Origin of the sequence: Salmonella sp. 741265055_HSA, assembly GCF_046569525.1 — a bacterium.
In the GTDB taxonomy this organism is placed as follows: domain Bacteria; phylum Pseudomonadota; class Gammaproteobacteria; order Enterobacterales; family Enterobacteriaceae; genus Salmonella; species Salmonella enterica.
Map to the genome: position 1 here is coordinate 17,763 of NZ_JBKFSQ010000046.1, position 12,411 is coordinate 30,173.

The 12,411-nt window shown below is 52.2% G+C and carries 11 protein-coding genes; 4 read left to right on the forward strand and 7 right to left on the reverse strand.

The genetic code is table 11. From position 1 onward, the window contains the following. Positions 1-150: 150 nt before the first annotated feature. On the reverse strand, positions 151-1,626 hold the full coding sequence (gene zwf, locus ACLD4K_RS19575; protein WP_000301711.1) for a glucose-6-phosphate dehydrogenase: 1,476 nt from the start codon (positions 1,624-1,626) through the stop codon (positions 151-153). 341 nt (positions 1,627-1,967) lie between these two features. Here zwf and ACLD4K_RS19580 point away from each other — a divergent pair, with 341 nt between their 5' ends. After that, positions 1,968-2,837, forward strand: coding sequence for a MurR/RpiR family transcriptional regulator (locus tag ACLD4K_RS19580; RefSeq protein WP_001748509.1), 870 nt, complete (start codon positions 1,968-1,970; stop codon positions 2,835-2,837). Between the two features lie 123 nt (positions 2,838-2,960). Then, positions 2,961-4,403, forward strand: coding sequence for a pyruvate kinase (gene pyk, locus ACLD4K_RS19585; protein ID WP_000091156.1), 1,443 nt, complete (start codon positions 2,961-2,963; stop codon positions 4,401-4,403). A gap of 72 nt (positions 4,404-4,475) precedes the next feature. On the opposite strand, the gene lpxM is transcribed toward pyk, so the two are convergent. From lpxM to znuA, 3 genes are all read right to left on the reverse strand, one after another. Continuing rightward, positions 4,476-5,447 carry a lauroyl-Kdo(2)-lipid IV(A) myristoyltransferase gene (gene lpxM / locus ACLD4K_RS19590; protein ID WP_000448401.1) on the reverse strand — a complete coding sequence of 324 codons (972 nt, stop codon included), beginning with the start codon at positions 5,445-5,447 and terminating at the stop codon, positions 4,476-4,478. 116 nt (positions 5,448-5,563) lie between these two features. Next, positions 5,564-6,883, reverse strand: a complete 1,320-nt coding sequence (gene mepM, locus ACLD4K_RS19595; protein ID WP_001184028.1) for a murein DD-endopeptidase MepM — start codon at positions 6,881-6,883, stop codon at positions 5,564-5,566. A gap of 15 nt (positions 6,884-6,898) precedes the next feature. Then, the gene (znuA, locus tag ACLD4K_RS19600) at positions 6,899-7,843 is read right to left on the reverse strand and encodes a zinc ABC transporter substrate-binding protein ZnuA (protein ID WP_000939597.1); all 945 of its coding nucleotides are present in this window, start codon (positions 7,841-7,843) and stop codon (positions 6,899-6,901) included. Between the two features lie 78 nt (positions 7,844-7,921). Between znuA and znuC the strand changes: the two genes are divergently transcribed. Then, entirely contained in the window at positions 7,922-8,677 is a 756-nt protein-coding gene (gene znuC, locus ACLD4K_RS19605; protein ID WP_000203023.1) for a zinc ABC transporter ATP-binding protein ZnuC, read from the forward strand. After that, positions 8,674-9,459, forward strand: coding sequence for a zinc ABC transporter permease subunit ZnuB (gene znuB / locus ACLD4K_RS19610; protein ID WP_411012360.1), 786 nt, complete (start codon positions 8,674-8,676; stop codon positions 9,457-9,459). Before znuC ends, znuB begins: the two co-directional genes overlap by 4 nt. A gap of 78 nt (positions 9,460-9,537) precedes the next feature. On the opposite strand, the gene ruvB is transcribed toward znuB, so the two are convergent. The 3 genes from ruvB to ACLD4K_RS19625 form a co-directional block, all read right to left on the reverse strand. After that, on the reverse strand, positions 9,538-10,548 hold the full coding sequence (ruvB, locus tag ACLD4K_RS19615) for a Holliday junction branch migration DNA helicase RuvB (RefSeq protein ID WP_000568502.1): 1,011 nt from the start codon (positions 10,546-10,548) through the stop codon (positions 9,538-9,540). 8 nt (positions 10,549-10,556) lie between these two features. Beyond that, positions 10,557-11,168, reverse strand: a complete 612-nt coding sequence (gene ruvA, locus ACLD4K_RS19620) for a Holliday junction branch migration protein RuvA (protein ID WP_000580335.1) — start codon at positions 11,166-11,168, stop codon at positions 10,557-10,559. Positions 11,169-11,527: 359 nt separating this feature from the next. After that, on the reverse strand, positions 11,528-12,220 hold the full coding sequence (locus ACLD4K_RS19625; RefSeq protein ID WP_411012361.1) for a hypothetical protein: 693 nt from the start codon (positions 12,218-12,220) through the stop codon (positions 11,528-11,530). Between the last annotated feature and the right edge of the window lie 191 nt (positions 12,221-12,411).

The following is a 12,411-nucleotide window of genomic DNA, read 5'->3' on the forward strand; positions in this document are numbered from 1 at the left end:
CGGGGATAATGGGGCAAAATCGTTTCAGGCAGTGTAATAAAAAAAGCCTCGCAGGTGAATCCACACGAGGCTTAAAAGTGCAAAAATGATTCTACAATCTGTGTTAGATCATGTTACCGGTAAAATACCACCTAAGAGTGAGTGGTAAATTTACTCAAACTCATTCCACGAACGACCGTCACGGGTAATCATCGCCACGGACGCTACCGGTCCCCAGGTGCCCGCCTGATACGGCTTCGGCGCGTCGTTGTCCATCGCCCATGCTTCGGTAATGGAGTCCACCCACTTCCAGGCTTCTTCCACTTCGTCACGGCGGACAAACAGCGCCTGAATGCCACGCATCGTTTCCAGCAGCAGGCGCTCATATGCATCCGCCAGGTGCGTCTGATTAAAGGTTTCGGAGTAGCTCAGATCAAGCTTCGTGATCTGCAGATTATGCTTATGATCCAGCCCCGGTACTTTGTTAAGCACCTGAATATCTACGCCTTCATCCGGCTGCAGGCGAATCGTCAATTTGTTCTGCGGCAGGTCTTGCCAGGACTCTTTAAAGAGGTTCAGTTCAGGCGTCTTGAAATAAACCACGACTTCAGAGCACTTGGTTGGCAGACGCTTGCCGGTGCGCAGATAGAATGGCACGCCCGCCCAACGCCAGTTATCGATGTCGACGCGGATCGCGACGAAAGTTTCGGTGTTGCTGCTTTTATTCGCGCCCTCTTCTTCCAGATAGCCCGGCACCTTTTGCCCCTGCGCAAAGCCCGCGGTGTATTGACCACGAACCGTTTTTTCACGCACGTTGGAGCGATCAATCCGGCGCAGCGATTTCAACACTTTTACTTTTTCATCGCGAATACTGTCGGCGCTCAGGTCAGACGGCGGTGACATGGCAATCATGCAGAGAATTTGCAGCAAGTGGTTCTGGATCATATCGCGCATCTGACCGGCCTGGTCAAAGTATCCCCAGCGCCCTTCAATCCCCACCTCTTCCGCTACGGTAATCTCAACGTGATCGATAGTGCGGTTATCCCAGTTATTAACGAATAACGAGTTGGCAAAACGCAGCGCCAGCAGGTTGAGAACCGTTTCTTTGCCCAGATAGTGGTCGATACGATACACCTGGCACTCTTCAAAGTATTCGCCGACCCGATCGTTAATCTCACGCGAGGTCGCCAGCGAAGTACCCAACGGTTTCTCCATCACGACACGCGCCGGTTTGGCGTTGAGTTTAGCCTCCCCTAACCCTTTGCAAATAGCGCCAAACGTGCTGGGCGGCATCGCAAAATAGTTAATGGTGGTGCGGTTTTTTTGATCCAGCATATCGCCCAGGCGACTGAACGCAGGCGTATCGTTAACGTCAAGATTACAAAAATCCAGACGGCCGCTCAGCGTATCCCACAAGCCTTCATCAATTTTTTCCTTCATGAAGGTTTCCAGCGCCTCACGCACGACGTGGGTATAAGCTTCTTTATCCCAGTCCGCGCGCCCCACCCCAATGATCCGGGTATCCGGATGGATCTGGCCGGCTTTCTCAAGCTGATACAGGGAAGGCAGCAGTTTCCGGCGCGCCAGGTCGCCTTTCGCGCCGAAAATGACCAGGTCACATGCCTGGGCTGTTTGCGTTACCGCCATGTCATTCTCCTCAGTTAATCTCCTGGTACTTTAGCCAGGATATCGTTGTAATTTTATTACACAGCACTGTACTGCTTTTACGAGATTACGGAAACCGTAAACGCCTTTTCATAGGTGAACCGGCGTTTGATTGGCAATATAATCGGCAAAACGCCTAATAAAATTGTCGCTTTTCCACACAAGCTGGAACTTAAAATCCGACGTCGGTCATGTAATGAAAAAAAACGACACCTTTTTTAGCCATTTTGCCCCCTTTGACAGCCGCCAGGAGTAATATCTAACAAAACGCGCTCGGTTTCGCGCATCATTGAAATCGCTAATACCCATGAGCCTTGCTAATCATGAATATGCTGGAAAAAGTCCAGTCTCAACTGGAACATTTAAGCAAATCTGAACGAAAAGTCGCCGATGTTATTCTGGCCGCCCCAGGCAGATCGATTCACTTAAGCATTGCCATGCTGGCCCAGGAAGCTAACGTTAGCGAGCCAACGGTGAACCGTTTCTGTCGCAGCATGAATACCCGCGGCTTTCCTGATTTTAAACTGCATCTGGCGCAAAGTCTGGCAAATGGCACCCCCTATGTTAATCGCAATGTGGATGAAGATGACAGCGTTGAGGCCTATACAGGAAAAATCTTCGAGTCCGCTATGGCTAGTCTCGACCATGTTCGCCAGTCGCTGGATAAATCGGCCGTCAACCGCGCCGTCGATTTACTGACCCAGGCAAAAAAAATCGCCTTTTTTGGTCTTGGTTCCTCCGCCGCGGTCGCGCATGACGCCATGAATAAGTTTTTTCGCTTCAATGTACCGGTGATTTACTCCGACGATGTCGTGCTGCAACGGATGAGTTGTATGAATTGTAGCGATGATGACGTCGTCGTGCTCATTTCGCATACTGGCAGAACCAAGAGCCTGGTGGAACTGGCGCAGTTGGCGCGGGAAAACGATGCGATGGTGATCGCCCTGACCTCCGCTGGAACGCCGCTGGCGCGCGAAGCCACGCTGGCCATTACCCTCGACGTACCGGAAGATACAGACATTTATATGCCCATGGTCTCTCGACTTGCTCAGCTGACCGTGATAGATGTGCTGGCAACGGGATTTACTTTGCGTCGCGGGGCGAAATTCAGAGATAACTTGAAGCGTGTCAAGGAAGCGCTCAAGGAATCGCGTTTTGATAAAGAATTACTCATCAGGAGTGATGACCGCTAAAAGCAATAACAATGTTCTACCCTTTTCGTCATCCGGGGACGTTCATTTTATACCGTTAAGGTTTCAGAACGACCGGATCAATGTTCACGCAACACCAAGTTGTTTTAGTCAACGGAGTATTACATGTCCAGAAGGCTTCGCAGAACCAAAATCGTTACCACGTTAGGCCCGGCAACTGACCGCGATAACAACCTTGAGAAGGTTATCGCCGCGGGCGCAAACGTAGTACGTATGAACTTCTCTCACGGCTCGCCGGAAGATCATAAAATGCGTGCTGATAAAGTCCGTGAGATTGCCGCCAAACTGGGGCGTCATGTGGCTATTTTAGGCGACCTGCAAGGGCCAAAAATTCGCGTTTCCACTTTTAAAGAAGGCAAAGTGTTCCTCAACATCGGGGACAAATTTCTGTTAGACGCTAACCTGGGTAAAGGCGAAGGCGACAAAGAAAAAGTCGGTATTGATTACAAAGGGTTGCCGGCAGACGTCGTTCCTGGCGATATCCTGCTGCTTGACGATGGTCGAGTGCAGTTGAAAGTGCTTGAAGTCCAGGGCATGAAAGTCTTTACCGAGGTCACCGTCGGCGGCCCGCTGTCTAACAATAAAGGCATTAACAAGCTCGGCGGCGGGCTTTCTGCTGAAGCGCTGACCGAAAAAGATAAAGCCGATATTCAAACCGCTGCGCTGATAGGCGTTGACTATCTGGCCGTCTCCTTCCCGCGCTGCGGCGAAGATCTGAACTATGCACGCCGCCTGGCGCGCGACGCCGGCTGCGACGCGAAAATTGTGGCTAAGGTCGAACGCGCCGAAGCGGTATGCGACCAAAACGCCATGGACGATATCATTCTGGCCTCTGACGTTGTGATGGTCGCACGTGGCGATCTGGGCGTTGAAATCGGCGATCCGGAGCTGGTTGGTATCCAGAAGGCGCTGATTCGCCGTGCGCGTCAGCTAAACCGCGCAGTCATCACCGCAACGCAGATGATGGAGTCGATGATCACCAACCCGATGCCGACCCGTGCGGAAGTGATGGACGTGGCGAACGCCGTCCTGGATGGTACGGATGCGGTTATGCTGTCTGCCGAAACCGCAGCCGGTCAGTATCCTTCTGAAACCGTTGCCGCAATGGCGCGCGTCTGCCTGGGCGCAGAAAAAATCCCCAGCATCAATGTGTCTAAACACCGTCTCGACGTGCAGTTCGACAACGTTGAAGAAGCCATTGCCATGTCTGCGATGTATGCGGCAAACCATCTGAAAGGCGTTACCGCGATCATCACCATGACGGAATCCGGTCGTACCGCGCTAATGACTTCCCGTATCAGCTCCGGCCTGCCGATTTTCGCCATGTCGCGCCATGAACGCACGCTGAACCTGACCGCGCTCTACCGCGGAGTAACGCCGGTGCATTTTGATAGCGCGGCTGATGGCGTTGTCGCGGCGCATGAAGCTGTTAATCTGCTGCGCGATAAAGGGTATCTCGTTTCCGGCGACCTGGTGATCGTGACTCAGGGCGATGTCATGAGCACCGTCGGTTCAACCAATACCACGCGTATTTTGACCGTTGAGTAAAACTCCCCCACGCCTGTTCATCAGGTAGTACAGGGTTTGTCAGCATAAAGCCTCTCTTACGAGAGGCTTTATTTATTTGATGGGATAAAGATCTTTACGCTTATACGGCTGAATCTCGCCTGGCTTGCGGGTTTTGAGCAGCTTCAGGATCCAGGTGTACTGTTCCGGATGCGGGCCGACAAAAATTTCGACCTCTTCGTTCATCCGTCTGGCGATAGTGTGGTCGTCAGCCGTGAGCAGATCGTCCATGGGCGGGCGAATCTGGATAGTCAGGCGATGCGTTTTACCATTATACACCGGGAAAAGCGGTATCACGCGTGCGCGGCACACTTTCATCAGCCGACCAATCGCAGGCAGCGTCGCTTTGTATGTCGCAAAGAAATCAACGAATTCACTATGCTCCGGGCCGTGATCCTGGTCCGGCAGGTAGTAGCCCCAGTAGCCCTGACGAACAGACTGAATAAAGGGTTTAATCCCGTCATTACGCGCATGCAAACGTCCGCCGAAACGCCGACGCACTGTGTTCCAGATATAGTCAAAAACCGGATTACCCTGATTATGAAACATCGCCGCCATTTTTTGCCCCTGAGAGGCCATCAGCATGGCTGGAATGTCGACGCCCCAGCCATGCGGTACGAGAAAAATGACTTTTTCGTCGTTACGACGCATCTCCTCAATGATTTCCAGACCTTCCCAGTCAACACGCTGTTGAATTTTTTTCGGACCGCGCATCGCCAACTCAGCCATCATCGCCATTGCCTGTGGCGCGGTGGCGAACATCTCATCGACAATCGCTTCGCGCTCAGCTTCGCTACGTTGCGGAAAGCACAACGACAGATTAATTAGCGCCCGGCGACGGGAACTCTTCCCCAGCCGTCCGGCAAAACGCCCCAGCGTCGCCAGCAAAGGGTCGCGGAATGATGCCGGTGTTAATGCGATCCCCGCCATTGCCGCAGCGCCTAACCAGGCGCCCCAATACTGCGGATAACGAAAGGATTTTTCGAATTCAGGGATATACTCACTATTATTTTTTTTGGTTTCCATGCTTTTCCAGGGTCTGCTGACGCGAAAAGGAATTGTGAATAGTGTAGCGACGTCTGCGCCGCACACAAAACAAAAAAGCCGGTACACATCGCGTACCGGCTCTGTCAGCGCATTTGTTAATCGAAGCGCAGTTGCGGCAGAACCTCTTTCACCTGTGCCAGGTATTCACGACGATCTGACCCCGTCAGACCTTCCGTGCGCGGCAATTTTGCTGTTAGAGGGTTAACGGCTTGCTGGTTTATCCATACCTCATAATGCAGATGCGGCCCTGTGGAACGCCCGGTGTTACCAGAAAGCGCAATGCGATCGCCACGTTTCACTTTTTGCCCCGGTTTTACCAGCAGCTTACGCAAGTGCATGTAACGTGTGGTGTAGGTGCGTCCATGACGAATCGCAATGTAGTAACCGGCAGCGCCGCTACGTTTAGCGACCACGACCTCGCCATCCCCCACCGACAGCACCGGCGTACCCTGCGGCATCGCAAAGTCAACGCCACGATGCGGCGCAACGCGTCCGGTAACCGGGTTCAGACGGCGCGGATTGAAGTTGGAGGAGATGCGGAACTGTTTGGCGGTCGGGAAGCGTAAAAAGCCTTTCGCCAGGCCAACACCGTTACGGTCATAGAATTTACCGTCAGCGGCGCGAATGGCGTAGTAATCTTTACCATCGGAACGCATCCGCACGCCCAACAACTGACTCTGTTCACGCTTGCCATCCAGCATCTCGCGCGACATCAGAACCGAAAATTCATCGCCCTTTTTCAGCTTGCGAAAATCCATCTGCCACTGCATGGCTTTTATCACTGCGCTGATTTCGCTGCTGGTTAAACCGGCCTCTTTCGCGCTGGCGACAAAGCTACCCCCTACCGTACCTTTCAGCAGACTGTTGACCCAGTCCCCCTGCTGCATTTCACTGCTCATTTTAAAACCGTTGGCAGTGCGATCGTAGGTACGCGTTTCACGGCGGGAGACTTCCCATGTCAGACGCTGTAAATCGCCATCGGCGGTCAGTGTCCAGGAAAGCTGTTGGCCAATTTTCAGATTGCGCAGCTCCTTATCAGAAGCGGCAAGTCGGCTAATATCGCTCATATCGATGCCGTACTGATTCAGAATGCTGCTTAACGTATCGCCTGTGGAGACGACGTATTCATGGACGCCGACTTCGCCTGCGGTTTTATCGTCCAGCTCATCCTGAGGAATAGCTTCATCTTCCTGCGCGGCCTGATCGATGGGTTCGCTGGCCTCCGGTAAGAGGGAACGAATCTCGCTTTTCTCCAGTTCAATAGTTTTAACGATTGGTGCGGATTCTGGGTGGTAAACATAGGGCCGCCATACGGCGACGGCCAGTGTCAGAACGGTAAGTGACCCCAGCATAACGCGGTGGGGTCGGGGCAGATTATTAAATGCTAGGGCGACAGAGCGGGCTATCTGTTGCACGTATTCACTTCCTCGTTAATCTCCTTTCAGGCAGCTCGCATACTGGTTGGCTAATTGGCTTAAAAACGCTGAATAGCTTGTTTTACCCAGTTTAATGTTCGTCCCGAGGGGGTCCAGTGTTCCCATTCGAACGGATGTCCCTCTCGCCACGGCTTCCACGACCGCTGGCCTGAATTGTGGCTCAGCAAAAACGCAGGTTGCTTTTTGCTCAACCAACTGTGTTCTTATTTCATGTAAACGCTGCGCGCCAGGTTGTATCTCAGGGTTCACGGTAAAGTGACCGAGCGGGGTGAGTCCGTAGTGTTTTTCGTAGTAACCGTAGGCGTCATGAAAAACGAAATACCCTTTCCCCTTGAGCGGCGCGAGCTCGTTACCGACCTGTTTATCGGTTGCGGCTAATTGTGCCTCAAAATCCTTCAGGTTGGCGTCGAGTTTGGCTCGACTTTGCGGCATAAGTTCCACTAATTTTTCATGGATTGCAACCGCTGTAGCCCGCGCTATCTCTGGGGAGAGCCAAAGGTGCATGTTATATTCGCCGTGATGGTGATGTACGTCACCTTTTTCCTCATCGGCGCCCGTATGCGCATGTTCATCCTCATCATCATCCGCGCCCTTCATGAGTAACGGTTTTACATCGGCAAGTTGCGCAATGGTAACCTGCTTATTATCAGGAATATTCCTGACCGACTTCTCCATAAAGGCTTCCATTTCCGGGCCAACCCAGACGACTAAGTCCGCGCCCTGTAAGCGTTTTACGTCTGATGGACGCAATGAATAATCATGCTCGGAAGCCCCATCCGGAAGTAATACTTGCGTATCCGTAACGCCATCAGCAATGGCGGAAGCGATAAACCCAAGCGGTTTAAGCGAAGCGACAACGGCGGCATCGGCGGCCTGGGTTGCACTCCCCCAAAGCGCGGCGGATAATGCTGCGAAAAGAAGCGTATTTTTCTGTAACATAATGCGACTAATCATCGTAATGAATGTGTGAAATGTGATATTATAACATTCTATCACTTCTGCAAGCCTAAAATTAACATGACAAGTTTAGTTTCACTGGAAAACGTCTCGGTCTCATTTGGTCAACGCCGCGTCCTCTCTGACGTGTCGCTTGAATTGAGCCCCGGAAAAATTTTAACGCTTCTCGGCCCTAACGGCGCGGGGAAGTCAACGCTTGTACGCGTGGTTTTAGGACTGGTAGCCCCTGATGAAGGGGTGATCAAGCGCAACGGGCAACTCCGTATCGGCTATGTCCCGCAAAAGCTCTATCTCGATACCACGCTTCCGCTGACGGTAAACCGATTTTTACGTTTACGTCCCGGCACGCAAAAAACGGATATTCTCCCGGCGCTTAAACGCGTTCAGGCCGGACATTTGATTGACGCGCCCATGCAAAAACTCTCCGGCGGTGAGACGCAGCGCGTACTGCTGGCCCGTGCTCTGCTTAACAGGCCGCAGTTGCTGGTACTTGATGAGCCTACGCAAGGCGTGGATGTCAACGGCCAGGTCGCGTTATACGACCTTATCGATCAACTGCGCCGAGAACTCGATTGCGCCGTGCTGATGGTGTCGCATGACCTACATCTGGTCATGGCAAAGACGGATGAAGTGTTATGCCTGAACCATCATATTTGCTGTTCCGGCGCGCCGGAAGTGGTGTCTATGCATCCGGAATTTATCTCTATGTTTGGCCCGCGAGGCGCGGAGCAATTAGGGATTTATCGCCATCATCATAATCATCGCCACGATTTACAGGGTCGTATTGTACTGCGCCGGGGAAATGGTCACTCATGATTGAATTATTACTGCCCGGCTGGCTGGCCGGGATGATGCTGGCGTGCGCCGCTGGTCCTTTGGGCTCATTTGTGGTCTGGCGTCGGATGTCCTATTTTGGCGATACGCTGGCTCACGCGTCGCTTCTGGGCGTGGCGTTTGGCCTGTTGCTGGACGTTAACCCCTTTTATGCGGTAATCGCCGTTACGCTGCTGCTGGCCGCCGGTCTGGTATGGCTGGAGAAGCGTCCTCACCTCGCGATTGATACCTTACTGGGCATTATGGCGCACAGCGCCTTATCTTTAGGACTGGTCGTGGTCAGCCTGATGTCCAACGTCCGCATTGATTTAATGGCTTATCTGTTTGGCGATTTGCTGGCCGTCACGCCGGAAGATCTTATCTCGATCGCTATTGGGGTCGTTATTGTGCTGGCCATTCTCTTCTGGCAGTGGCGCAACTTGCTGTCAATGACTATCAGTCCGGATCTTGCCTTTGTCGATGGCGTGAAGTTACAGCGCGTGAAGCTGCTATTGATGCTGGTAACGGCGTTAACTATCGGCGTGGCGATGAAGTTTGTCGGAGCGCTGATCATTACGTCGCTACTGATTATCCCCGCCGCAACCGCGCGTCGCTTTGCCCGTACGCCGGAGCAGATGGCGGGCGTCGCCGTTGGTGTAGGTATGATAGCAGTTACAGGTGGACTGACCTTCTCAGCCTTTTATGATACCCCGGCAGGGCCATCCGTAGTGCTGTGTGCCGCGCTGCTGTTTATCTTCAGTATGATGAAAAAGCAGGCAAGCTAAGCGTGTGTTGCCCGGTGGCGCTGCGCTTACCGGGCCTACAAAATCGCCCAGGTCTGATGAGCGCAGCGACTTCAGGCGCTAAGGCATCTCTGGCGGCGTGATCCCGAAATGGTTCCAGGCGCGCACCGTTGCCATACGCCCGCGCGGCGTGCGCTGCAAAAAGCCTTGCTGAATCAGATACGGCTCCAGAACATCCTCAATGGTTTCACGCTCTTCGCCAATCGCCGCCGCCAGGTTATCCAGTCCCACCGGGCCACCGAAGAATTTATCAATAACCGCCAGCAGCAGCTTGCGATCCATATAGTCAAACCCTTCCGCATCGACGTTCAGCATATCCAGCGCCTGCGCGGCAATTTCCGCTGAAATAGCCCCGTCATGCTTCACCTCGGCGAAATCACGCACACGTCTGAGCAGGCGGTTGGCTATACGCGGCGTACCGCGCGCCCGACGCGCCACTTCCAGCGCGCCGTCATCGCTCATCTCAAGCCCCATGTGCCTTGCGCTGCGCCCGACGATGTGCTGCAGATCGGGCACCTGGTAGAACTCCAGGCGCTGCACAATACCAAAACGGTCGCGTAGCGGCGAGGTCAGCGAACCTGCTCGCGTCGTCGCGCCAATGAGCGTAAACGGCGGCAGATCGATCTTAATTGAACGTGCAGCAGGCCCTTCGCCAATCATAATATCCAACTGGTAATCTTCCATCGCCGGATAGAGTACTTCTTCCACCACCGGTGAAAGCCGGTGAATCTCATCAATAAACAGCACATCATGCGGTTCAAGATTGGTGAGCATAGCCGCCAGATCGCCTGCTTTTTCCAGCACCGGGCCGGACGTGGTTCGGAGATTGACGCCCATTTCATTGGCAACGATATTCGCCAGAGTCGTTTTACCTAACCCTGGCGGGCCGAAAATCAGCAAGTGATCTAGTGCATCGCCACGCAGTTTTGCCGCCTGAATAAAGATCTCCATCTGGGAGCGCACCTGCGGTTGGCCGACATATTCCGCCAAAAACTTCGGGCGAATGGCGCGATCGGCGACGTCTTCTGCGATCGTGGCGCCTGCTGAAATCAGGCGATCTGCTTCTATCATCCTTTACCTCATAACGCGGCGCGTAACGCGTCGCGAATCAGTGTTTCACTGCTTGCATCCGGACGGGCGATCTTGCTTACCATCCGACTGGCTTCTTGCGGTTTATAACCCAGCGCCACCAGCGCAGCAACTGCTTCTTGCTCAGCATCTTCCGAGGTTGGGCTGGCCGGCGACGTCAATACCAGATCGACCGCTGGCGTAAAGAGATCGCCATGTAGCCCTTTAAAGCGGTCTTTCATTTCGACAATCAGCCTTTCGGCGGTTTTCTTGCCGATACCCGGCAGCTTCACCAGTGCGCCAAGCTCTTCGCGCTCAACCGCATTCACAAACTGCTGCGCCGACATGCCGGAGAGAATCGCCAGCGCCAGCTTAGGCCCGACGCCATTCGTTTTAATTAGCTCTTTAAACAGCGTGCGCTCTTGCTTATTGTTGAATCCGTACAGCAACTGCGCATCTTCACGCACCACAAAGTGGGTGAAGACGATTGCCTCCTGCCCGGCCTCCGGCAGCTCGTAAAAGCAGGTCATAGGCATATGTACTTCATAGCCTACGCCCCCTGTCTCCAGCAGCACGATCGGGGGTTGTTTTTCGAGAATAATGCCTCTGAGTCTGCCTATCACATGACGCTCCTGCGTAAAGGGCTGAAAAGATAATGCACTATCATAAAAAAAGACTGGATGTTTATCCAGATGAAAAATACGTATCCCGATATTTCTCTACTCCGACAACCCGCGATGGTTAACGACGGGTACGCTCCCCGCTGCGTACAAAATAAGTCGTACACTCATTGACAACTTTTTGCGTCCTACGCGAACAACTTTTTGCCAACATGCCGTGGCGCACGTTCGGTAGTCTTCAATAATGAGTATCCTGATAACACTAATAATGTATCCAGTACGAATGCCAACAGCGGAACATCGGGCCTCCAAAAAAACAGACCCGAGAATAGATTTAATAATATTAACCACTAGCGCTGAATTTAATCGCATGTTGTTTTATCGTCGCGCGCAACAAATTTTAATTCGCCATGACACAATAAATATTGTACAAACTCATTTTTCATGCCATCGAAATTCACGGCTGGCATCCCTTCTGAATAACTATAATAAATATTCACATACTCTTCGCTACTAAAAAGTGCCTGTCGTTTTGCTGCTAACCCACGGCCTTTTGCTGCAATATACTGGAAGCAGTGGCCGCTGGCGCCACAGCTCCGCCCATCATCAACAATATATATATCGGCAGCGTTAAACAACTGTTCCAGCCAGCACTGGCGAATCGTTCCGGCCGCACAAACCAAAAATAATGATGCGCTAATCATCCACCCGGATTTTTTTACCGATGTCATAGCCAGGAAAGCCATAAAGCACGCTGCCTGCAGGCACAAAACCAGTTCTTTATTCCCGGCAACCAAACGCCACTGGTTAAATACTAAAGTAATGAAAACTGAACTCAATATTGCCAACAGTCTGGTTCTGAACCGCCTGGCAGGGAGAAGTAAAAATAATAATGAAATCGTCCCTGGCTTTAATAAAAAAACAACGGTATTAGCCTCTGCCATATCAATACTCAAACAATAACAAAAACTAATAAACAGATGAAGGATAATAGCAACAAAAATATAAGGAAAATAAGACACCCAGCCTATTCTCATTGGTCTATCATCAACCACGTCATACTCCCTGTCAATATGAGAGATCAGATGATGAGAAATTTACCACCTTAATTCCCCTCAGATATATTTGCGACATTAATTCCAATAAATGAAATATTCACCATACATATTTCGATGACACTAAGAGTCTATTCCACCAGGCGTTATTGGCGCAGCCAGTTTGGACACGGACAGCGCGCAAAAACCGG

Bases quoted from the DNA above. Each gene is read 5' to 3' on its own strand.
- zwf (WP_000301711.1), bottom strand. From the start codon at position 1,626: ATGGCGGTAACGCAAACAGCCCAGGCATGTGACCTGGTCATTTTCGGC.
- ruvB (WP_000568502.1), bottom strand. From the start codon at position 10,548: ATGATAGAAGCAGATCGCCTGATTTCAGCAGGCGCCACGATCGCAGAA.
- znuB (WP_411012360.1), top strand. From the start codon at position 8,674: ATGATTGAATTATTACTGCCCGGCTGGCTGGCCGGGATGATGCTGGCG.
- ACLD4K_RS19580 (WP_001748509.1), top strand. From the start codon at position 1,968: ATGAATATGCTGGAAAAAGTCCAGTCTCAACTGGAACATTTAAGCAAA.
- znuC (WP_000203023.1), top strand. From the start codon at position 7,922: ATGACAAGTTTAGTTTCACTGGAAAACGTCTCGGTCTCATTTGGTCAA.
- znuA (WP_000939597.1), bottom strand. From the start codon at position 7,843: ATGTTACAGAAAAATACGCTTCTTTTCGCAGCATTATCCGCCGCGCTT.
- lpxM (WP_000448401.1), bottom strand. From the start codon at position 5,447: ATGGAAACCAAAAAAAATAATAGTGAGTATATCCCTGAATTCGAAAAA.
- pyk (WP_000091156.1), top strand. From the start codon at position 2,961: ATGTCCAGAAGGCTTCGCAGAACCAAAATCGTTACCACGTTAGGCCCG.